Annotated in this window: 18 protein-coding genes; 8 read left to right on the top strand and 10 right to left on the bottom strand. The window is 46.5% G+C overall.

The features are described 5' to 3' along the window. Positions 1-62: 62 nt before the first annotated feature. Entirely contained in the window at positions 63-2,072 is a 2,010-nt protein-coding gene (locus tag RJ32_RS13215) for a ligand-gated channel protein (protein WP_034822843.1), read from the top strand. 4 nt (positions 2,073-2,076) lie between these two features. Here RJ32_RS13215 and RJ32_RS13210 read toward each other — a convergent pair whose 3' ends face one another. Together RJ32_RS13210 and RJ32_RS13205 are read right to left on the bottom strand one after the other, a co-directional pair. Then, positions 2,077-3,108: a phospholipase A gene (locus RJ32_RS13210; protein WP_011235713.1), complete on the bottom strand. Its 1,032-nt coding sequence runs from the start codon at positions 3,106-3,108 to the stop codon at positions 2,077-2,079. Between the two features lie 117 nt (positions 3,109-3,225). Next, positions 3,226-5,838, bottom strand: coding sequence for a TonB-dependent siderophore receptor (locus RJ32_RS13205; RefSeq protein WP_034822842.1), 2,613 nt, complete (start codon positions 5,836-5,838; stop codon positions 3,226-3,228). Between the two features lie 195 nt (positions 5,839-6,033). On the opposite strand from RJ32_RS13205, the gene RJ32_RS13200 reads away from it, so the two are divergent. After that, a complete protein-coding gene (locus tag RJ32_RS13200; RefSeq protein WP_011235711.1) occupies positions 6,034-7,395 on the top strand; it encodes a diguanylate cyclase in 1,362 nt (453 codons plus the stop codon). Between the two features lie 20 nt (positions 7,396-7,415). Here the strand turns inward: RJ32_RS13200 and RJ32_RS15365 are convergent, their stop codons facing one another. Genes RJ32_RS15365 through RJ32_RS13190 form a run of 3 tightly spaced genes read right to left on the bottom strand, consistent with a single transcriptional unit; the run spans position 7,416 to position 8,925 of the window. After that, positions 7,416-7,601 (bottom strand): YrhK family protein, encoded by a 186-nt coding sequence (locus RJ32_RS15365; protein WP_081423233.1) that lies wholly within the window; start codon positions 7,599-7,601, stop codon positions 7,416-7,418. An 11-nt stretch (positions 7,602-7,612) separates the two neighbouring features. Then, the gene (locus RJ32_RS13195) at positions 7,613-8,065 is read right to left on the bottom strand and encodes a carboxymuconolactone decarboxylase family protein (protein WP_016341409.1); all 453 of its coding nucleotides are present in this window, start codon (positions 8,063-8,065) and stop codon (positions 7,613-7,615) included. Between the two features lie 47 nt (positions 8,066-8,112). Continuing rightward, on the bottom strand, positions 8,113-8,925 hold the full coding sequence (locus tag RJ32_RS13190; RefSeq protein WP_034822841.1) for an AraC family transcriptional regulator: 813 nt from the start codon (positions 8,923-8,925) through the stop codon (positions 8,113-8,115). A 224-nt stretch (positions 8,926-9,149) separates the two neighbouring features. Between RJ32_RS13190 and RJ32_RS13185 the strand changes: the two genes are divergently transcribed. Together RJ32_RS13185 and RJ32_RS13180 are read left to right on the top strand one after the other, a co-directional pair. Further along, positions 9,150-10,181 (top strand): AraC family transcriptional regulator, encoded by a 1,032-nt coding sequence (locus RJ32_RS13185; RefSeq protein WP_034822840.1) that lies wholly within the window; start codon positions 9,150-9,152, stop codon positions 10,179-10,181. An 84-nt stretch (positions 10,182-10,265) separates the two neighbouring features. Beyond that, positions 10,266-11,774: an amidohydrolase family protein gene (locus tag RJ32_RS13180; RefSeq protein WP_034822839.1), complete on the top strand. Its 1,509-nt coding sequence runs from the start codon at positions 10,266-10,268 to the stop codon at positions 11,772-11,774. A 168-nt stretch (positions 11,775-11,942) separates the two neighbouring features. Here RJ32_RS13180 and RJ32_RS13175 read toward each other — a convergent pair whose 3' ends face one another. Next, positions 11,943-12,722 (bottom strand): LytTR family DNA-binding domain-containing protein, encoded by a 780-nt coding sequence (locus RJ32_RS13175; RefSeq protein ID WP_133566280.1) that lies wholly within the window; start codon positions 12,720-12,722, stop codon positions 11,943-11,945. A gap of 232 nt (positions 12,723-12,954) precedes the next feature. Between RJ32_RS13175 and RJ32_RS13170 the strand changes: the two genes are divergently transcribed. From RJ32_RS13170 to RJ32_RS13155, 4 genes are all read left to right on the top strand, one after another. Continuing rightward, positions 12,955-14,178: an acyltransferase gene (locus RJ32_RS13170; RefSeq protein WP_034822838.1), complete on the top strand. Its 1,224-nt coding sequence runs from the start codon at positions 12,955-12,957 to the stop codon at positions 14,176-14,178. A gap of 183 nt (positions 14,179-14,361) precedes the next feature. Continuing rightward, positions 14,362-16,746 (top strand): carboxypeptidase regulatory-like domain-containing protein, encoded by a 2,385-nt coding sequence (locus RJ32_RS13165; protein ID WP_034822836.1) that lies wholly within the window; start codon positions 14,362-14,364, stop codon positions 16,744-16,746. Positions 16,747-16,810: 64 nt separating this feature from the next. Next, positions 16,811-17,488, top strand: a complete 678-nt coding sequence (locus RJ32_RS13160; RefSeq protein ID WP_034822933.1) for a response regulator transcription factor — start codon at positions 16,811-16,813, stop codon at positions 17,486-17,488. Then, complete coding sequence (locus tag RJ32_RS13155) at positions 17,488-18,717, top strand: HAMP domain-containing sensor histidine kinase (protein ID WP_034822834.1); 1,230 nt, start codon at positions 17,488-17,490, stop codon at positions 18,715-18,717. The genes RJ32_RS13160 and RJ32_RS13155 overlap by 1 nt, the downstream gene beginning before the upstream one ends. Before the next feature lie 64 nt (positions 18,718-18,781). On the opposite strand, the gene RJ32_RS13150 is transcribed toward RJ32_RS13155, so the two are convergent. The 4 genes from RJ32_RS13150 to RJ32_RS13135 all read right to left on the bottom strand — a co-directional run. After that, on the bottom strand, positions 18,782-19,297 hold the full coding sequence (locus RJ32_RS13150; protein ID WP_034822832.1) for a hypothetical protein: 516 nt from the start codon (positions 19,295-19,297) through the stop codon (positions 18,782-18,784). A gap of 104 nt (positions 19,298-19,401) precedes the next feature. Beyond that, on the bottom strand, positions 19,402-19,845 hold the full coding sequence (locus tag RJ32_RS13145; RefSeq protein WP_034822831.1) for a hypothetical protein: 444 nt from the start codon (positions 19,843-19,845) through the stop codon (positions 19,402-19,404). Between the two features lie 78 nt (positions 19,846-19,923). After that, positions 19,924-20,493: a hypothetical protein gene (locus RJ32_RS13140; RefSeq protein ID WP_034822829.1), complete on the bottom strand. Its 570-nt coding sequence runs from the start codon at positions 20,491-20,493 to the stop codon at positions 19,924-19,926. A gap of 539 nt (positions 20,494-21,032) precedes the next feature. Then, a partial coding sequence (locus tag RJ32_RS13135; protein WP_034822827.1) for an NAD(P) transhydrogenase subunit alpha occupies positions 21,033-21,818 on the bottom strand: 786 nt, incomplete at its 5' end.

Below are 21,818 nucleotides of genomic sequence, written 5' to 3'. Positions count from 1 at the left end.
ATAGTACCAGTTAAAATCGCTAATGAAAATAATTCGCATTTATAATTCATTAGGGGATGAACATGAATTGCAGTATCAGCGGCTTAAAATTGAGCATTTTAGCATTAACTGTAGCATCAGCAGTAGGCGTTGCTCAGGCTCAGGAACAGGAAAAGCCTAAAAGAAAACATCATAAACATAAAGATATGGAAGTCATGGTGGTAACGGCATCAGGTGTTGCACAGCAGTTGAAAGAAGCGCCCGCTTCAATCTCTGTTATTGACAGAAAAGACCTTTCTCAGCGTTTTTATAAAGACTTAACCGATGCCATGACTGACGCCCCGGGCGTTATTGTGACCGGCGGCGGTGACCGGCAGGACATCAGCCTGCGTGGTATGGGTGCCGACTACACATTGATTTTGGTCGACGGCCAGCGCCAGAGCTCGCGCGAAACCCGCCCAAACAGTGACGGGCCCGGCGTTGAAGGTGCCTGGACACCTCCACTGGCGGCAATTGATCGCATAGAGGTTATTCGGGGGCCAATGTCGTCTCTTTACGGTTCGGATGCGATAGGCGGCGTTATCAATATCATTACCCGTAAAACACCGGAAGAATGGCGCTCGGAAATTCGCGTTGATGGCACTTTGCAGGAACGTTCGGAGTCAGGCAATAGCTACCAGACTAACTTGTTCACCTCCGGCTCGTTAATTAAAGACACTTTGGGCATTCAGTTGTCGGCCGGTTATACGCGTCGTCTGGAAGATGAAATTGTTTCTGGCTACCGGGATAAAACCGCAGAAGATGCGGACTTAAAACTGGCTTACACACCAAACCGCGACCATGAAATTTTGTTTGAAGTGGGTACCGCTAAGCAAAGCATCGACGCTTCTGTCGGCAAAACCATTGAACCGTTGGCGCCGGGCGAGGAATGCGGTCGTCGTGGCTGCCCGGAGTCATCAACCACTGAATATGATAATACCAGCGTGTCCATTGCCCATAATGGTCAGTGGGGTCTGGTGGGCGCCCGCAGTTATTTAAAGCGCGATGAATATGAAAACAAAGCGCGTCTTATGACCATTAAAAACACCGATTTTCAGAGTCACTGGAACGTACCACTGCTTGAAGAGAGCTCTATGAATCTTGGCGTGGCGTACCAAAAGGAAGAGCTGGAAGATTTAACCAGTAACCAGATAAGTGATCGTAACCGCATTGAAGGCTCGCAATGGTCGGCCTTTGCAGAAACCGCCTGGCCAATATTCAATGACTTTAACCTGACGACTGGTGTTCGTTACGACGATGACGACATTTTTGGTGGACACTGGAGCCCGCGAGTGTACGGTGTTTATACTCTAAGCGATGCCACAACCATTAAAGGTGGTGTTTCTACCGGGTTCCGTGCGCCAAGCCTGCGTGAAACAACCGCTGACTGGGGACAGGTCAGCCGCGGCGGTAATGTTTATGGTAATCCGGATTTAGAAGCTGAAACTTCGACCAACTACGAGTTAGGGTTATACACGGACTGGGGACGTCGTAGCTCAACCTCAATTACCGTGTTCTACAATGAGTTTGACGACAAAATCACCCGGGTAGACTGCCCTGAAAGCATTTGCGATGCAGGGCCTAATCAATTTGGCTCTATGCCAACCACCCGAATTAACATTGATGAAGCCGTTACTCGCGGTATTGAAATGACTTTAAGTACGCATTTCAGCCGGGAGTGGTCACTGAAAGGTAACTATACCTACACCGACTCTGAGCAAAAATCGGGTGAATATAAAGGTGAGCCATTAAACCAGCTACCTAAGCACTTAGTACAAACCTCACTGAACTGGAAGCCAGGTAAGCGCTGGAACAGTTGGTTGCGTGTGCATTATCGTGGTGAAGAGAGCCAGCCGACAACAGGGCCTTCACAGGGCTCTCTGGTCGCGCCGTCTTATACACTGGCGGATTTTGGTGTGAACTACTTTGTTACGCGTGACTTAAAGCTGGCTGCGGGTGTTTACAACTTATTCGACAAGGAAATTGGTGTAGAAGAGTACGGCTATGTTGAAGACGGCCGACGCTTATGGTTGTCAGCCGCCTATAGTTTCTAAACCCTTATAGAATGTTGTTTAAGGCTATACCGATACCAAAGCGAGTCTGCTTGTGATTGTAGTCAATCAGGCTCTCTCCGTAACCGGTGAAAATTGAGGTATAGCCAATAAACTTCCCGCCAATAGGGAATGTCCAGTTAAGCTCTGCCGACCCTCTGCCGGTATCCACGGCATGGCGGAGCCTGAGAATGTACTCGAAGTCACCATCGTTATAGGCGGTGGTGAATTCATAGTCACCCACGTAATCGGTAATATCCGGGTTGTCGTCACCACTCGATTGCATGGGGTCTGTTTTGGCGTCTTCCTGAAAACGTAACCAGGGTTTCAGCGAGAAAACGAAGCGGCCTTTTTCTACCACAAATTGCATGTAACCGCGGTTCCAGCTGCGTGACAATGGCTGGCTACGCCCATTAGACAAATGCTCTAAACCGAAAACTAACGCGGTATTGGTACCAAAAGGGTGCCAGCCGGTTGAAGTGGCATAAAAAACCTCGGGCATGTAGTTGGTTTCGCGGAATGGTTTAGAAATATTACTGGAATACACCTGCCACCAGGACTGCACGGTTAAGCCAAAAAACAACTGGTCGTCTTCAAACAGCAAACTTTCTTTGTTAAAAGGCACTTTGAAACTTAATTGGAACTTTGCTTCATAGTCTTCCAGGTTCTGCTCGTAACCTTCAACATCGGCATATTGCAGGCGGTTAATGTTGTTCGTGGTAATAACGGGTAATAAATAGTTACGACGGTGCGGTGTTAATACATAAGGGTCAAACTGGGTAACTTGTTCGCTTTTCATGCGGCTGGTTAAAGCACCGGGGTCTTCAACCGCATCGACTTCCACTATATCTTCGTCATTCTCAGCTGACCGCAGTTGTTCTTCGCAGGTAGAGCGAATATCTGCAATGGTGGCGTCAGCCTTAGTGTTGTTCATTTCATCCAGCAGACATTGCTGCATATCAGACAGTTCTTGCGCCTGGACATTAACCGCCGCTAGTGCGGTAACTCCCGATGCAATTATCCAGATCCATTTTTTCATAAGCGCAAGCTTCCTTTATTAAGACTCCTTGTACTATAGCGTAAGAGGGGGTGTTTAGATCACACGTTTACAAAATAGGGTCAGAAGAAATTTTTCTGACCCCGCTGATATTTTCTACTAAAAATTATGAACAATGGATAGGTTAGCTGTACGACCGCGCAGATTGTATTGGGTCATATCGTATCCGTAGGCACCACCAGCCGGGTCAAACGGCGGCTGCTCGTCGAACAGGTTGCTGATATTCAGGGTCAGTTGAGTGTCACCAAAACCCTGATAAACCAGCTGCGAGTCAACCTGCCAGTAGCTGTCGACCTTTTCATCTAAACCCGGGTTGCTGCTTTGTGTGGCCACCTGTTGCTCATAGCTGCCGGTGTAGTTAAGGCTGACGCCCCATTGCCAGTCACTAATAAGCCAGCGCAGTTGGTTGTTGCCTTTCCACTTAGGCAGTGCGCCCAGAATATTACCGCCAGCACCGTCAGTAGGTTCCTGACCGGCAACTAATGCCTGCTCGTATTCCAAAAGCCGTGACCAGGTGCTTTGAAGCTGAAGCGTCGAGTTGCTTAACTGCACTTGGTAATTCGCATCAATATCGAAGCCGCGGGTAGAGCGTGTGCCCTGATTGCGGTATTGGTTGCTGATAATTTGCAGTCGTCCGGCATCGTCACGCTGTATGCGGTCAGCGTACAGGTCTTCATTATTGACAATAAACTGCGCGTTGTCGGGGGCAATAATGTCGTCCTGTTCAATTTCGAATACATCCACAGCTATGCTGGCACCTGCTTGCGGCGACCAGATAATACCCCCATTGAGGTTGGTTGAGCGTTCGGCATCAAGCTCAGAGTTACCTGTACGCACTTGCGTGAAACCACGACTCGCGCCCGGATTAATAGGGTCGTTAGGGTCTATAACCGAGCCATAACTGATGGTGTTGCTTTCTGCAATTTCCGGAAGCGATGGTGCACGGAAGCCGCGAGACCAGGAACCGCGCAGCAACCAGTCGTCGCCTAATACATAGTGGAACGCCACTTTAGGTGACCAGGCTGAGCCAAAATCATCATAATGGTCATAGCGGCCGGCAAGGTTCACATTCAGGTTTTCGACAACAGGGACGTCCAGCTCAACAAAGCCTGCGGCAACTTGTCGTTTCCCTTTAACCAGGTTGATAGCCGGACGCAGTTCGGTGCCCGACAAAACCTCCGGTGAGGTTCCCGCATCCATTTCTTCTTCTCGCCAGTCGACACCAAAAGCAACGCTTAGCGGCCCGTTATCCAGCTCTTTTAAAATGGTGCTGGCATTAGCGTTGATACTGTTTAGCTCGTAAAAGCCCGGACGACGCGTATCAATGCGTAACGCTTCAATGGTTGCCGGGTCATTGTTGCCGTTAAAGAAGTCATATTCGCCACTGGCCAGCACATCTTCAAAAGTGTAGCGGTTAATAAAGTTATCAACGTACTCGCGCTGGCGGCTTTGTGAGTTCAGCACATTGACCGACCAGTCCCAGTCTAAGCCACGGTAATTTACACCAGCCAGAAAGCGGTGAAAGTCTTGTTTATTGGCTTTTACGCGCTCGCCTACATCAAAAAAGGTGTATTCAAAAGGTAAGGCCTCTGAACCCGGGTTGTCCGGGTGCCCGATCGGTAATTCCACCGGAATATCGACTAAACTGCCGGTTTCCTGATTGTAAGCCCGTAGTCCTGCACCAACGCTTAACGGCGCACCAAATACGTGGCTTGAACGATTATTGCTGTAAAGAAAGTCACTGTACGCCTGTATGTCCTCGGTAAGCTGCAAAGTGCCCTGCAGTGAGAACTGATGTCGCTCAACTTCTGGCTGAAGCGTGTTGTATGGCTGAGCGTTAAAGGCACACACCTGGCCGTCTGCGCCAGGGGTGAAATCGCTTCGGTCTCTTTTTTCAGAATGGCCCGGGCAGTTCTCAAAAGCCTGAGGGTTCTGCGGATCACTTAAATAGTTACCGCCCTGCGACGACCAACCAGCCAGGCGCCCGCCGGGCTTGTCGCGAAAGTCTCCGGAACGGGTAAAGTCGCGGTCATTGGCGTTTAACCGCTCGCGGGTCAGATAGTCGTAGCTGAACGTCAGGTTATAGCCGTCGTCTGCTATGTCGCCAAACCCGCTGATAACGCCCGCACTGTATTGCGTTAATGAACCTTCGCTGGCACCGCCGACACCCGCCCGAAATTGCGTGCTTTGTACATTGTTGCGCAAAATAATGTTGATAACCCCGGCAATAGCGTCCGAGCCATATACTGCGGAAGCGCCGTCTTTCAGTACCTCTATGCGCTCCACCGCGCCTAAAGGTAACGCGTTTAAGTCAACGAAGGTATCCTGAGTCCCCAACGCAAAACCGTAGTTAGACACCCGCTGACCATTCACCAGAATAAGCGTGTTTTTGGGGCTTAAGCCGCGTAAGCCAACCGAAGCCGAACCCGCCGAAAAGCTGCTGGTGTATTGCTCGTCGTAACTGTTACCGGTATTCACCGTTAAGTCACGCAGCAAGTCTGTGAGCGTAATTTCACCACTGGCCGATATGTCGCTGGCATCAATAATTTGCAACGGCGTGGCGTCTTCATTCTGGGCCCGTTTAATGTAGGAACCCGTAACACTAATGCGTTCCAGCTCGGAGCTAGCATCATTGGCTAACAGAGCTGGGGATGCCGATGCAGCGATAAGCCCAGCGGCAATAGTTGATAACGTAAAGAACTTTGATTTCATTAAATACCTCACAAAATTAATTAATAAGCCGTTTAGACGTCTAAACGGCTATTTAGCATAAGCGAGATGAGTGGTGGAGGTAAAGGGGAAATTGCAATTTGGGAGGAACTTTCTCTAGTAGTAACTAGGTGTACACAGTCAAAACACCTGTGTATGCTAAAATTAGAATGACTCAGCAGAAATTCGAGCCAAATCATGAAAGTAGATCGCTCCTTTAAGAAGTTATCAAACGTGCTGCCCTACCTGCTTGCCTTTGTGGATAATGAGCGTCGTTACAAATTCGTCAACACTGCCTATGAGGGCTTTTTCGGTGTAAAACTCAAAAACATTAAAGGTAAGAGTATTGCCGAGGTTGTTGGGGAAGAGTCTTATGGAAAAATTTCGGAGCTTCATGATCGAGTACTGAAAGGCGAGGAAATAGGCTTTACTGATAAAGTGAACCTGAGAGACGGGCGCACTATTCTACTGGATATCAAGTATGTTCCTAACTTTGAAGGCTTGAGTAAAAAAGTTAATGGATTTTTCGCGGTTATAAACGATGTGACCGAATATGCGAGTGCAGCCGAAGTGCTGCGAGCGGTTCACGATGTAGTAAATTGCCAGTCACAGGTATTATCAACCGAACGTATCAATAACTTGCTTAAACTGGGTTGTCATTATTTAAATGTTCAAACAGGGCTTGTAAGCCATGTTGAGAATGATACTTACACGGTTAAATATTCGTACTCGGAAACAGCAGATATCCCTGCTGAAACAACTTTTCCGTTAGGCGATACTTATTGCTCGGTGACGTTGACGGCTAATGAGGTCATTACAACTACGCATGCTTCTGAAAGCGACGAATATTCAGGCCACCCCTGCTATGAAAAATTTCAACTGCAAACCTACCTGGGGCTGCCTATAAGAGTTAATGGGATAACCTGGGGAACGTTAAACTTCACTAGTCCTGAGACACGGCTTACACCGTTTACCGAGCTCGATATTGAGTTAATGAGTTTAATTTGCTCTGCTATTGAGACTATTATTATTAACTCGTCTAAGACTAAGAGGTTAGAGAAACTTGCTTATACCGATTTTTTAACCGGACTGTCGAATCGGTTGTTTATTACTGAGAGATTTGAAGAGCTGGAGCCCAACGATAATAAGTTCGCAAATGTTACTTGCTTTGCCATCATCGATGTTGATCATTTTAAAAAAGTAAATGATAACTACGGTCATGACGCAGGTGATGAGGTTTTGCAGCAAACGGCTCGTAAAATAGCTGGACTTGTACGTATTAGTGATTGCGTATCGCGGGTTGGCGGAGAAGAATTTGCCCTGCTTTTGACTGATCTTCCCCGAGAGAAAGCCGAAAGAGTTTTGGAAAAAGTGCGCACAGCGATTGAGGGCAACGCTATTACTATTGATAAAAATCAGTCTATTAAGGTCACGGTCTCGATTGGTGCGACAGAGTTAAAGGCTGAAGATGAATTTAACAGCGCCTACAAAAAGGCCGATTTAGCTCTTTATAAAAGTAAAAGAGATGGAAGAAATAGAGTGTCTTGGTCCAGTAATTGACTCGCTGGTCTATTCGCCCACTAATCATTTAGTGAGCGAATAATATCGATAAACATCAACGCTGATCCTGTCATGAAGAGCCACACACCGACCGTTGCATAGCTTGCGAAAGTGGGTAGAAATAGCATGCTCCCAAAGAAGAACGACAAGCTAGCCAATATCCCTAATGTGTTTTTTTGAAGGCGCTGTAAGAAAGTTGCTTTCATACTACGGCCCATTATTTTATGTCGGGTTGGAAACGGAAGCTCACTGCAATACGATTCCAGCTATTTATCTGTACTATGACCGTAGTCAATTCAATTAACCCACTTTCTCCAAAAGCATCCAGTGCCGACTGAAAGACAGCATCTGTGATTTCTACATGGTTGATTAGCGTTAGTGCTTCCGTCCAGGCCAAAGCAGCCCGTTCTTCTGCGGTAAAACACGATAATTCTTTCCAGGCCGGAAGCACATCTAGCCTTGACTGGAGTTCACCATCAGCTCGGGCTTCATCGGTATGCATTTTCTGACAAAAGCCACAGTGGTTTAGTTGTGATGCGCGCAGTCTGACGAGATGCAGAAGTTGCGGAGACAGATTTACTGATTCCGGTACATCGCCTAACGCGGTTAAATGAGTCACCAGGCGCGGGCATTGTTTATAAAGTGAAGATTGTGAAATTCGGTGTTGCATAATGTCCTCCAAAGATTAACTCCGGATACTTTAGGAACATTCGCTAGCTATCGATTGGAGATTTGCGACATTTTTCTTTGGCGGTATTGCAGTGGCGTTTCCAAGGTTTGCTCACGGAAAGCATTTGTAAAGTGCGCTTGATCGAAGTAGCCACAGGCAAGAGCAATGTCGCTGAGACTGTCTGGTGTCAAAATCAAATATTGTCGGGCGGCTCGAATTTGAGCAAAGCCGTGTAGCTGATTTGGTGTAAAACCTAAGTATTTGCGCAATTGCCTTTCCAGTGTGCGTCGACTAAATCCATTCTGTAATGCCAGTTGCTGAGGCGGTATTAAATAGGTGGACGCATGAGCCAATAAAGTCGACCACTTACGATTCGGTTCTTGAGCACGATAACTCAGCGTCAGTAACCAGTTTTGTACCGCCTGTACTTGTTGGTCTGCCGATAGAGTGGGCAGCATGTCCATTAATGGCTGTAAACTGAGTTGTTGAGAAAAGGCTGTGTCGAGCAACTCTATTTCGATGTTCTGCGAATCATCGATGTCCAGCCTCAGCAGTGCTTTCGCGCCTCCCGGGCGGAATCGTACGCTAATGTACCTTATTGATGTATCCCAACGGTGAGTAACGACTCGAGTATGGTGAAAATAACGAGCATTGATCCGAGTATTACGTATTTCAAAAGTTAAACTGGACCCCGCATCGGGATAGAGTTTTTCTTCAACATGGCGCGAACTGTTTTTTAAGTCATTATTAACCCACAAGCACTGAACCCAGCTGGAGAGGCCTGGAAACGGCGGAATCATTTCTAACCCAATATTAGAAAAGCTGGCAGCAGGTATAATGTCAAATTTGTTGTGTGACATGCAGGCAACCTTCGAAGTGTATGTGAATAAATAATAACCGATTGGAACAAATAGCCCAAGTAGACAGCGACTGCTGGCAATTACCGAATAGCTTTATATAGTCTTAACGGTGAGCTGATTTTGGAAGACAAAGCCGGGTTAGATTAATTTTCAGATTTTATCTCAAGGCTGGTTATAATTTAACTAAAGATACTGATTCTCAGGACAGCCCAAGGCACAGGCTTATGTTATTGATTGACGCATTCATCCGGTTTTCCGCACTGGGCTTGTTGTTGCTTATGACGGTGCTGGTAATTAAAGATCTGCCCCGTTCCAGACGCTGTACTTTAATGGTGGCTACAAACCTCTGCCTGGCAAGCTTTCTGCTTGGTTCTATGCCCGCTGAATTTGCGCTTCCTATGGTGTGGCAAGTTCCCTTTCGGTTACTGGATACTTTGCTTTTGCCGGTTACCTGGGTATTTGTGTTAACCCTTTTTCATCGAGATTTCAGGCCAGGAAAACTCCATTGGCTTGCTTTAATTGCAGTAAGCGCCTCTATGCTGGCTGAACGGGCTGTTTGGCTGGGTTGGTTGAATGAGCTGCCTGCGTGGTGGCCCATTGTTGTCATTACGCTGTCACTTTTTCTGGTGGCACATATGGTGTTCGTTACGCTAATAGGCCGGAATGATGACTTAATTGAAGCCCGGCGTACCTATCGACTTTATTTTTTGTTTATTATTTCAGCGTCTGTTTTGGTCGCGGTTTTGGTGGGCTCTGTTTGGTTGCAAAGCGCCCAGTCTACAATTAACGCGCTGAGCGTCTGGCTTCCCATTTTTTCCATGAGCCTATGGGTATTAAAGGGCGACACGTCGGCGCTGACTTTTTATCGGAACGCGTCTCAGAAAAAGCAATTGTCAGCAGTGGATAAAAGAATACTGGCCGAACTCGACAAGCTAATGACACAAGACAAGATGTATTTAGAAGAAGCTCTGACCATTGCTGATTTGGCCAAAAAGCTGGGGGTAGCAGAGCATAAATTGAGAACCTTGATAAACACCCAAACGGGCTTCACTAACTTCAGCCATTACATTAACTCTTTCAGGCTTAAAGGCGTGATGGACTGCTTCTCAGAACGGGAGAACGACCACCTGCCCATTTTAACCATTGCACTGAATAACGGGTTTAACTCTTTACCGCCTTTTAATCGTGCCTTCAAAAAAGAAACCGGAGTGACGCCGTCTCAATTTCGCAAAAACCTTCAGAATTTTCAAAATTGACGCGATATTTTTCATAATCGATCAGCTTTTATTGGGTTGCCTTTCTATTCTGAATGCACTTATCAGAACCAAAGGTAATTAGTTATGAAAGCTTTAAACTTAAAGAAACTCGGTTTGTGGTTAATTGTTTTATTGCTTGCTCTCAGCGCGACCAGTTTCGGTGTTATGTACTACCAGGTGAATAAAGCCTGGGGAGAATATGTTCCTGTTGTAGACCCTGCGCTTTATGCAAAAACTCAGGACGCTTACGCCATTACCAACGCAAACGTGTTGTCAGATAATGGACAGTACATGCTGCCTAATCAGACGGTATTGATTCAAGAAGGCAAAATAACAAAAGTGGGGAGCGACCTCTCATTACCTGAGGATGCGCAAGTCATTGATGGCACGGGTAAGTTTATAATTCCCGGCCTTATTGATGCGCATGTGCACTTATGGCAAAGCCCGAATGACTTGTTGTTGTATCTGGCTAATGGCGTCACCCATGTACGTGAGCTCAATGGTAGTGAAGAGCACCTGCAATGGCGTGCTGAAATTGCATCAGGACGGCCGGGGCCGGACTTATTTGTGGCAACCCGACGTCATAATAGCTCAAGTGGTATTGCTGGCTTGTTCGACCGTTGGGCTGCAAAAATAAACTCGGTAGCCGATATCGACGATATACCTGAGCGGGTAAACGAGATTAAAGACGCAGGCTACGATGCCATAAAAATTTACACGCTTTTAAGCAATGACCACTTCTTTGCTTTTAACGAAGAGGCGGTTAATAGCGATATACAAATTTTAGGGCATATTCCATATAACCTGCCACTTTCAGAGCTTTGGCCGTCGAACCTGAAAGAAATAGCCCATGTTGAAGAGTTTGTTAAAGCCCTGGACCGTGAGTTTGGTGGCTATGGCCGCGATAATACTGAGGCCTTTCTGGAGTTTGTAGAAAAGCGTAGTACCGACATAGCAAGCCGTCTGGCAGAGAATAATATGGCGGTGGTTTCTACTCTGGCGCTTGTCGAGAGCTTTCCTGTACAGAAAATAAGCGTAGAAAGTGCACTGAGTCATGTTCACGTAGAGCATGTAAACCGCGGAATTGCGGAGGCTCTACACCCAAGTATTAAAGTCATGGGGTGGCTGCCCGAAGTAAACATTTATCGTTTACCGGAAGACTATCCTGAAGAGCGTGTTCCCGGTAATCAGCGTTATTGGAAAGCTTACGCAAAAGCCAACCAGATACTTTTGCAGGCTATGCGCGATAATCGGGTCAAGGTTCTGGCGGGTACTGATGCAAATGTGCCTGTAATGGTTCCCGGGTTTTCCATGCACGACGAGCTTGCTGCGCTGGTTCGTACCGGCTATAAACCAGCTGAGGCATTGAGAAGCGCGACGGCTGAAACCGCACAGTGGATGGGGCTAAAAACGGGCGTCGTTGCTGCAGGTTACCAGGCAGACCTTGTGGTACTGAATAGTAATCCGCTGGTGGATATCGACAATACCAGAGCAATTTCGGGCGTTATGTCTAACGGACGTTGGTATTCATCTGAGGACACGCAAGCTATGTTAAAAGCGGTTAGGGATGCAAACGCAGGAGTTCTTGATTAGGCCTTGAGTTAGTTACGGTTGCGAATATCCGGGAATAGGTTGATTAAATCGTTATATTGGCTATCTCAAGATCTACGGCGTCACTGGCAGTATTTGCACGAAAAAACGGGGGGTCGTCTTTAGGATTTTGAATGTTCAGATAACGAAGAACTCCATTCCCATTTCAACTCACGCAGTGGAAAGCGAAGTCACAAACGTGTCAAACTCCTTTTTAAAACGTCTGGATAATTTAAGCACGGTGCCGTCTCTCATTTTGATGTCTGCATCACCAGAGGGGAGTTTCTCAATATGTTCTATCCAATGGGTGTTGATGACTTGTGAACGATGAGTTCGAACAAAACCATAGAATTTTGCTTGCTCAGCGAAGTCTGTCATTGTAATTCGCATCGGGTAAATGGCTTCGTCAATACGGAGATTGATGTAGTTTCCTGCAGATTCAGCCCACTGCACCTCTCTCGTCTTTATCAAAAACTCTTTTCCCATTTTCTTTACTAGTAGGACTTCAGGTAGGGCGTTGTGACTTTCCGCGGGAGGCACTGAAGATTGAAAAATTGGCTTGGTATCACCTAACCACTGATAAAGTGCGTAACGATAGACTTCAATTACAACGACAAAGAATGTGAAGCTCCAAACGTCTTTTCGTATTTCATAAAATAGCTCAAATACAAAAGTATTTGTATTTGTTGCGAAATCATATTCTGATGCGGTGAAGCCGTAAGCAAACTCTCTTACAAGAACCATCGTGCAGACATGTAATAGACTGAAAACGATTGCTGCACCTGTATATCTGAAAAAAGATTTCAATGGGTACTTCCATTGCCAGCTGAAGTGCTCAGTAAACAATGCAATAAGTGGGAATAACAATAGCGTCGAGTAAGCACTTGATAGTTCCCAGACGAAAGGCTCCCAGGTCAAAAATGCGCTCTCGTTTCCCCGCATATCTTGCATTAATACTGTCGTCGCGTTTATCAGCCCATTTATTGAGAAAATTGCGAACAACAAAATTAGCTCAACCAGCCTTTTATGAGTCTGAAACCATTGCTTATTTATTCTCACGACAATTCGTTAGCCCCTATTTTCAACCGCTCATCACTTTTAACTGTCATAACAAGGTGTTAGCGACGACAAGATGATGCGTTTCAAGTAAAAGATCCGTGTATATCTAACACGGAAATCACACATGAATACAACTAAAAATTTCGTAGAAGGTCGAATACCTGCAATTGATACGCTACGAGTGGTAGCTATAGCTGTATTGGTTATGTTTCACCACGCAATGATCTACGTACCTGACTGGGGATTTCACTATAAGGTCGAAACGGAATGGGTCTTTTTACAAAACTTAATGGTAGTGACGTCTCCCTGGCGCATGGGACTATTGTGGTTGATATCTGGGATTGCGTTAAGCTTCATGATTACCAAAATATCGATCCCATATGCATTGTTGAAGCGGACGTCACAATTGCTTTTCCCGCTTTTAATTGGTGTACTTTTGATTGTTCCCCCCCAGCTTTATATTGAAATGTCACAAGCGAGCGAAATGCCGCTGAGTTATTCAGAGTTCACTTATGCGTTGTTTTTTCAACAGGGTGAAACGTTCAGGAATTTCACAGCAGGGATCTGGCCGAGCATTGATGTAAATCACCTTTGGTTTCTCCGATCATTGTGGCAATACAGTCTACTGGCAATATTAATTTCACCTTTGTTAGCGACTACTATTGGTAAACGAATTTTAGCCGCTATAGCGAAGAAAATATGGTTAATTCTACTAGCGATATTCGTCTTAGCATTGTTTATTCAAGAAGCCTTTTCAGGTGACTTGGTAAGAGAATCTTACGGATTGGTCTGGTTCTTTGTTGGGTTTTCACTTGGTCGATATATAAACTTTTGGAACCAGATATCTGAACATGTAAAAGTGCTGATATCGTTGGCCGTTCTTAGCTTAATTGCGGTGCAGATAGGCTTCTTATTTGTATGGAAATCCGAAAACCCGAACGAATTCATCAAAGTCATTGCTGAGTTCGGGTACATTCTTAACCGGGCGGTTGTGCCGATCGCGATTGTCGCAACAGTTTACAAATGGTTTAACCATGCTAAACCTCAAATTACACGACTAAACACTCTGGTGTTCCCACTTTATATTATTCACCAAAGTGTCAGTATCGTTGTGGCATTTCTTCTGTCCAGCTATGCGCCGGAGATACCACTATTTCAACATTTTTTATTAAGCACTTTGTTTGTATTGATGCTCTGCTTTTCAATATTGATCGCGATTGAGCGCTCTAATGTGTTACGCCCGGCCTTCGGAATGCCAGTATCTCTGCGAAGTCAGCGTTTAGAGCAGTGCGTGCAGGCTTTCACTTTTTGTTGCAGTGTTCCAATTGGCTTAGAGATTTTGTTTTAAATTTAAGGAAGAGAACTGCGAATTTCCAACGGATAACGACCGACCAAATCGGCAGTATTGGCTCCTGTCAGTCAATATCTTTGATGTAGCTTTCACATGACAGCGACTTTTTAGTCACATTAGCTTTGTTAACCTCGCAGCAATCCATCAAAAAATGACAGTGGGTTTTTAGAGGGTAACAATATGAATAGACAATTCAAACAGGTATCGTGGTTAGCTCTGTGGACACTTCTGATTAGCTTTCCATTTTTTGCCTACGCAGCAGAGGCGCCCGGTGCGCTGACCGTTATAGTCAAAGATCAGAATACTGACCGACCAGTCCCGAACGCGCAGGTCACGATTACGGAACGGGAAACCTCTTCCTCGCAAACTTTCGAAACCGACGAAAAAGGTCGTATTGTCGCTGAACAGCTCGACCCGGGCCTTTACTCGGTGAATACAGCCAAAAGCGGCTTTACTGCAGTGTATGAACCAAGCATACGCGTCATTACACGCAAAAATATCAAGCTTGAATTAGAGCTTAAAGAAGTGGAAATTGAGAGGGTTGTTGTCCTGGGACAGCAAACCGATGCATTCGCATCAGCGTCCAGCACTTATCTTGACAGAGAAGCGTTGCGAAGCGCTGTGGGCGGTGGAGCCGATCCGCTGCTCTCGTTGGACGGGTTGCCTGGCTTAGCATCCGCAAGTGAATTCGCAAGCTTTAGTGTTCGCGGCCGTGGGCCAAGAGACAATCTGCTATTCGTTGATGACTTTCCCTTTGATAAAGCGGTGCACTTTGATGCGACACTGGGTGAAGAGGAAGACGTCGGCGGTGGTGGCCGTTTCTCGATATTCGCACCGAACGTTATCAGCGGAGCAGAGTTCTCACCCGGTGGGTGGGGCGCGGCGTATGGTGGCCGGGCGGCGTCGCTACTCAAACTGGAAGTCGCCGATGGCAACCCAAGCCCCTCTGCAAGTTTCCGCTACGACCTTGCCGGCTATGAAGTGGGTTACGATGGTCCTGTCGGTATCACAGAAGACGCGACATTACTCGTTTCTGCCAGACGACTGGACTTCGGCGATTTGTTTGAAACTATCGATGAACTCGACATTGGTGAGCCTGTTTTAAGAGACGTCATCGTAAAGTCGGTCATACCAATTAATCAGAAAAATACATTGGAAATTTTACTGATTGATACACACGAGGATTATACTCGTGGCGTAACTCATGTTTTCGCATCACCCAATTTCGAAGATGCTGCGCTTCAAGATTCCGAACAAGACAGCGATATGTATGGATTTACTTTGCGGTCATTAATCGGTGATACCGGTGTCTTGACCAACAAGGTTTACTACCGCAAAAGCGACAAAACCAGTTCTGAGGGTGAGGCATTCCCTGATCAAGTGCCTTCGGGGTCGCCCGCGTCCAGTTTTCCGGTTCGGGAAGACATAATTACTATCGGGGAAGACGAAACCGAGATTGGCTGGCGAAGTGACTTCGAAATGCTGAATCAATGGGGCGTTTTCAGTGCTGGTATTCGAGTCACGCAACTGGATTTGGATTACGACACCGTCTTAGATGGAGATTGGAACCGATTTGTCTACGACGACGATGATTTTAGGCCAGACCCCGATCAACGTTATATTGTATTGACGCCGGAAAACATTAACTCTTCACTCAGTCAGAAAGAAACGAGCTTAGCAAGTTACGTGGAGCAAGTTTTTGAGTACGGTGATTGGGATTTTCGCACGGGCATGCGGCTTGAGCGGGACGGCTTTGCCGACGAAACTTTAGTGTCGCCCAGGTTCAGTGTTAACTGGCGACCCGGTAACACGGTTCGATACTTTGCCAGTGCTGGGCTATTTCATCAGTCGCCACGGTTTTTAGACCTTGCTGCTAACGAGTCTAACGATCTTGAGAACGAAGAAATCACACACAGCAGTGTCGGTTTTGAGTACTTCCCGAGCCAACGTTGGTCAATTTTGACCGAAGCCTATTATCAAAATCTCGATAATCTGGTGGTAGACCTTGATCGAGCAAACGGGACTTTTGCAAACATTGGTGACGGTACATCCTACGGTGTGGATATTGTCGCCAATGGTATGATTAGTGAAGGCCTGTACGCTACCGCAACCTATTCTTATAACGATGCCGAAGTCGACCGGAAAGACGGTCGCGGTGACGTAGCCGCCGAGTTTAACCGAGAGCATGTTGCGACCCTCGGCCTGACCTGGGAAATAAATGACCGCTGGAAGGTCGCCGGGCGTTACAAATATCTTTCTGGCAGGCCAGACAACGAATTTATTATTCACTCAGACGTATTGGGGCCAGGACAACCTTTGCGCTATTCGAAAGAGATTACTGAGCGCAATGTCGGTCGCAAAAGCGGTTCCGGTATTTTGAATATTCGCGTTGACTATCGGCGCGCAGTTGGCCCTGTAGATGTAACCGCCTTTCTCGATGTCATCAACGTAACGTCTGCATCATCGGGCGACGACACCGAGTTTGACTACCGTCGGGGTGTTGAAGTGAAAGACGAAAGTGAGGCCGAGCCTCTGATTGGTTTGCGATTCGATTATGCTTGGTAAAGAGGTTTGTTAAAGAGCCTGATAAGGAGAACAGTAGATGACAAACGTGCTTGGTGCGGCGCCGATTAGAGTGTTGATTGTCGAAGATAACCGCGACATTTGTGGAAACATTGCCGCTTACCTGGAAAAGCATCGTTATATACTGGACTTTGCCTACGACGGTATCAGCGCTATGCACCTGGCGTTGACCAGCCCGTTTGACATTATTGTTCTGGACCTCATGCTTCCAGGGATGGATGGCCTAAGTTTTTGCAAAAAGCTGCGCGCTGATGGCAAGCTAGAAACACCAGTGCTTATGCTAACGGCGAGAGACACGCTTGACGATAAAATTAAGGGTTTCGAGGCGGGAGCTGATGACTATTTGGTTAAGCCATTCGCATTACAGGAGCTGCATGCGCGGCTGCAAGCGCTTTACAAACGCAGTCACGGAAAAACCGATAACCTGTTAACGGTTGGAGAGCTCACTCTGAATCGATCCACGCTGCAAGTTCATCGCTCGGGGCGACGAATTGATCTCAACCCTACTGGCATGAAACTCCTTCAGCGATTGATGGAAGAAGCCCCGTCGGTTGTGACTCGCGATGCTCTAGAGACGTTGTTGTGGGCTGACGAACCCCCTGATGGTGATGCGCTTCGCTCGCATATGTACAAACTGCGACAGGCTATTGATAGGTCATTTGATACTCCGCTAATTCATACCGTGCACCGCATTGGCTACCGAATTGCAGAGGACATTGAGTAATGTATCGACACAGTTTGCGCACGCGTGTCGCCGTTGCATTTGCGATTTGTGTTGCTGTGCTCAGCGTGGTCTGGGGTTTTGCGTTCTTCGCCGCGATTAAGTTGAGCGAGGACCGTGTGATGACGCGTCAACTGCAGCATGCTATTGAGAGTTATCCCTCTATGCCGATAAACCTTCGTGGTTACGACCAGGCGAGTAACTTGCCGGAACCACTCCGGGAGTGGGCGCAGACAAACCCCGGTGAGGGCGTGTACGAATTCGAGAAAGAAGAGCTGCATGTCGCGGTGCTCTCTACCGACAATGAACAGCGACACGCCTTTGTGGTTTTCGATGTCGCCGGAATAGAGGCTGCGTCGTCAGAGGATTGGTGGTGGCTGCTCGTTATTACCGGTGTCGTGGGTACGCTCGGTACTCTTGGTTTCGGGTTGGGAATTCTTGTAATGCGTAGAGCTGTCGCCCCGGTTGCACAGCTCGCCAAAGTAGTCGCGGACATCAATCCAGAGCAACTATCGGCAGAAGATCATAAACGTATAGAGTCCACTCGGTTTGGCGATGATGAGGTAGGCCTGCTCGCCAGGACTATTGAGAAGACTCTTGAGCGTATCAGTGCCTTTGTTGAGAGGGAGCGATACTTTACCAGTTCAGCCAGCCACGAGTTGCGGACACCTATAACGGTGATAACCGGTGCGCTTGAGCTACTTGAGCAAAGCGATCTGTCAGCGACTGATGTGAAGACGTTAAATAGAGTGAGGCGCGCCACGCTAGACATGAAAACCACGATTGAAATGTTTCTGTGTCTCTCTCGCGAAACCGACGACGGATTGTATAATGAGATGTTTTTAGTGATGCCGCTGGTGAGCCTGGCGGTAGAGCAACAGCGCTACCTGTTGAGCGGCAAGTTCGTTGATGTTGAAATTGCCGAGCACGCAAACCCCATAGTCTACGGACATCCACAAGCTTTCGCTATCGCCGTCAATAATCTGGTGCGAAATGCATTCGAGCACACACTCGACGGCCAAGGGCCCATCACGGTTCGTATTAAACAGAACGAGCTCTTAGTCACTAATCAGGTGAGCAGTGACGCTGATGAGCGGCACACGCCGACTGAGGCGTCGTCTCACGGGTATGGTCTGGGTTTAGGTATTGTACAGCGGCTGTGTGAGCGCAACGGCTGGTCGTTTTCGCTGCTCTCTGATGAGAAGCGTGTCATCGCCCGTCTCTCGTGGTAAAGGGGGAGAACTACTCTGATGGTTTAATCGCTGGCGGCCACCGGTCGCGAACTGCCGCTACTGGTTATGTTTGATTTGCCGTAAACTCTGAAACCGGAAAAAATACCGAATTTAGAAACGAGGAGTAAGCCCATATTAGCGTGCCGAGTATAGTTACCAATAGATAAAACCAAACGTTTCTGTACCTCTCAATGAACTGACTGCGACGCTCGTTTAGCTTTGCAGCCTTTTCAGAATCGGGTGTATACTCGCCCCAAAAACTTCCGAAGTCCCTTACAATTTCGGGTGTACCTTCGAGATAAACTTTCATTTTGTCAGTATCAAGTGACGAAAAGTATGCTTCTGAAAATATTGCAAGAAGGCCGAGGATCGTTATGAGTCCGCCTCCAGCGGATAGCCAGCCGAAATCCTTCGAGTAAAGCGAAATAGCCAAGTGCATGAGTAGAAGCAATGCAACAAAGATTACCTTCTTCCACAATGGGCTATTTTCGACCCGCTTAAGAAACCCATTAAGGCGATCAGCTGAAGCAGCAACCACTTGAGCAATTTTTAACAGTTTCTCATCCGGTTCTTCAGTCATATTGGGTACTACGCCTATGGTTTAAAACATAACGCCGCTCAGTACGGGTGGCTAGGAAATGGGTCGAAGCCGCAATAGAGTGGGAGTCGCCGTGACTGGTTTGGTTATAATTCACTGTAGTCAAGTCTAACTCTCAACAGCTCGCTCACTCTCTGCAAATCCGTAAGTATCTGAACTGGGCCTTCGAGTTTTCCTTGATGCTGTGATGTTTCTCTGACCATTTCATATGAGATACCGTTTAGGAGGCGACAACCTTCGATTATAGAATCCTGGTTTGGCAAACCTAGCGCTTTAGCGAAAGCTGAGTAGAACGGAATAGACTGGCTCTTCGATAAAATCGTTGAGATCAACACCTTTAGTTCACTCTGGAGTTCAAGTGAAGCGTTGGCATTTGTGATTTTGGCTCTGTACCGCAGGCAAAATGCGGATAAATTACCTAGGCTTTCTTTGAAGGAAACTATTGGCTCCAGCACCAGCTTCAGAATAAATTGGCCCACGACGAAAACCGCCACACCAGCCAGTATTGTGAAGAAAACCGAGTCTTTCAACGAACTCTCCTTAAGTTATAACCTCGCGCTCCGGGGCTTGCCGAAGCGTAGCGTAAGCAAGTCCCTAGCAGCGCTTTGTCATGCTTTGATTTCATCTATCTTGTTCTTGGCCTTCACAATGAGAGCTTTTACTTTTTCAAGGTCGTCAATGTTGAAGTAAGCAGCCACAGCACCTATATTTCCGCTGGTTACGGCAGCCATAATTTGCTCACCAGAGCTAAAGGTGGATATTTTCAAATCACCTCTAGTTGAATAATCTGCTTGAAAATCATCAAGTTTAGTCACAGATGCTTTAACTTTTGATATGTATTCGATTCCTTTAACTAGAGAATCGATCTCGTCATAGTCGATGAAAGATGTGTGATCTTTGTCATATTGTCCGTTTTCTTTGAAAGCTTCGATTGTAATCCCGTACTGCTTTGTTCCATCAGTAACGTTAGTGAATTCCTTAGCTTCGATATTTACTGACGTATTGTAAAGCCCTTGTGTATTACCAATTTTGTGAAATCCTCGAATTAAGACAATCCCTGTTTTCGCACTAAATTGCTCAATCTTAGTCTTTGCTTGAGGTACAGTATCTTGAAGGTTCTCCGCCGCAAGAGACATCGGTAAAACTGCGATTAGCAGAGCGAAAGATATCTTTTTCATTTATTCTCTCCATAAAATGATGGGGTTATTAAAGGCATAACATTTATATACTGTGGATGCGCACTTTGTAACTCGTTCAATTGATAGTTGCCACTTCTTAAGTTACTGAGCAAACGAAAATTCCTACTTTGAAATGACCTGAATAAGCAAAAGCAATTTGAGCATGTTCAGCCACCCTCTAACGGCCTCATGATATCCAACTTTAAATTTTTGTTATGTAATTGACAGTAAACGACTTAAATACACAGCACAATAACAAAATGCACAATATTGCGGAGATAAACTTAGCCTTGAAAAATGGATTATCAAAACAGCCCCATGTTGACGCCTAAAAATGGACTGTACTGTTGATTTCTTGTGTCCCTCTCAAGAACTGAATCTGACTAGGTATGCCTGCATCGAAAGTTAGGGCGGGCAACGTAAGTAGTTTAAAAATTTCATTGCATTTACGGGATTCATTTCGGCTAAGCGAACACTAAAGTGGCTCAACGACATCGCACGTGGTGTAGAGGAAGCCCAAATAAATGGGCTTGGAGCCACTAAATTGGCAGGTGTGGGTAAGCCTGCTGGCGGTTTTGATAAGCCAGAATATCTGGTTTTTGAATGACGCCTTTATCAATATTGATGGCTCGACGTATGGTTTCATTTTGCTGCCATCCATCCGGTCCTGCGGCTATGGCCGGTAAATGGAAAACCAATGCGGCGGAAATTGAGCGTGAGGCACTTTCCCAAAAATAGCTGGGTGTATGGTCAACGGCGTAGTAATCCACTTTTTCAACTTGAAACATGGGATTCTTAAAGGTGGTTGGTTTAGCAAAATAAAAACCCATACCTTCGTCACAACTGACATCAATAATCAAACAGCCCGGTTTGAGACAAGCTTTCTCTTGTTCAGTGACAAAGTCGATAGGGTTGTTGGTGTCTTGATAGATGCCATTGATAATGAGCCCCGATTCGCTGATCAAATCACACAGTGGCCTTTCTGTACCGTCATGTTCAACCACCATCATTCTTGCTTGATCGGCAGCGCCTGCTCTTAACCAAACATAATGACAATCGAGGACTTCTTCACGGACCTCATGATCAGGTCGCTGAATGCAGATAGTAATATCGCGAAAGCCATGGGCTTTGAGTGCATAAATAGCCCCACGACTGACAGCACCAAAACTGAAGATAAGCGCTTTACGCTGATTACCATAATGGCCGTCTATGCCCTTAAGCTGGAGCGCATGGATAACCCCGCAATATCCCGCCATTTCATTATTTTTATAGAATGTATGGCGGCCAACCTGGCCTTGAGGACCCCAGACATACATATCTTCAAA

Origin of the sequence: Idiomarina sp. 28-8 (assembly GCF_000320945.2) — a bacterium.
Taxonomy (GTDB): domain Bacteria; phylum Pseudomonadota; class Gammaproteobacteria; order Enterobacterales; family Alteromonadaceae; genus Idiomarina; species Idiomarina loihiensis.
Note: the sequence above shows the minus strand (reverse complement) of the source record. Positions and strands in the feature narration are given on the sequence as shown.

Excerpts from the sequence above, each read along its gene's own strand:
- RJ32_RS13215 (WP_034822843.1), top strand. The coding sequence starts at position 63 with ATGAATTGCAGTATCAGCGGCTTAAAATTGAGCATTTTAGCATTAACT.
- RJ32_RS13210 (WP_011235713.1), bottom strand. The coding sequence starts at position 3,108 with ATGAAAAAATGGATCTGGATAATTGCATCGGGAGTTACCGCACTAGCG.
- RJ32_RS13205 (WP_034822842.1), bottom strand. The coding sequence starts at position 5,838 with ATGAAATCAAAGTTCTTTACGTTATCAACTATTGCCGCTGGGCTTATC.
- RJ32_RS13200 (WP_011235711.1), top strand. The coding sequence starts at position 6,034 with ATGAAAGTAGATCGCTCCTTTAAGAAGTTATCAAACGTGCTGCCCTAC.
- RJ32_RS15365 (WP_081423233.1), bottom strand. The coding sequence starts at position 7,601 with ATGAAAGCAACTTTCTTACAGCGCCTTCAAAAAAACACATTAGGGATA.
- RJ32_RS13195 (WP_016341409.1), bottom strand. The coding sequence starts at position 8,065 with ATGCAACACCGAATTTCACAATCTTCACTTTATAAACAATGCCCGCGC.
- RJ32_RS13190 (WP_034822841.1), bottom strand. The coding sequence starts at position 8,925 with ATGTCACACAACAAATTTGACATTATACCTGCTGCCAGCTTTTCTAAT.
- RJ32_RS13185 (WP_034822840.1), top strand. The coding sequence starts at position 9,150 with ATGTTATTGATTGACGCATTCATCCGGTTTTCCGCACTGGGCTTGTTG.
- RJ32_RS13180 (WP_034822839.1), top strand. The coding sequence starts at position 10,266 with ATGAAAGCTTTAAACTTAAAGAAACTCGGTTTGTGGTTAATTGTTTTA.
- RJ32_RS13175 (WP_133566280.1), bottom strand. The coding sequence starts at position 12,722 with ATGCAAGATATGCGGGGAAACGAGAGCGCATTTTTGACCTGGGAGCCT.
- RJ32_RS13170 (WP_034822838.1), top strand. The coding sequence starts at position 12,955 with ATGAATACAACTAAAAATTTCGTAGAAGGTCGAATACCTGCAATTGAT.
- RJ32_RS13165 (WP_034822836.1), top strand. The coding sequence starts at position 14,362 with ATGAATAGACAATTCAAACAGGTATCGTGGTTAGCTCTGTGGACACTT.
- RJ32_RS13155 (WP_034822834.1), top strand. The coding sequence starts at position 17,488 with ATGTATCGACACAGTTTGCGCACGCGTGTCGCCGTTGCATTTGCGATT.
- RJ32_RS13150 (WP_034822832.1), bottom strand. The coding sequence starts at position 19,297 with ATGACTGAAGAACCGGATGAGAAACTGTTAAAAATTGCTCAAGTGGTT.
- RJ32_RS13140 (WP_034822829.1), bottom strand. The coding sequence starts at position 20,493 with ATGAAAAAGATATCTTTCGCTCTGCTAATCGCAGTTTTACCGATGTCT.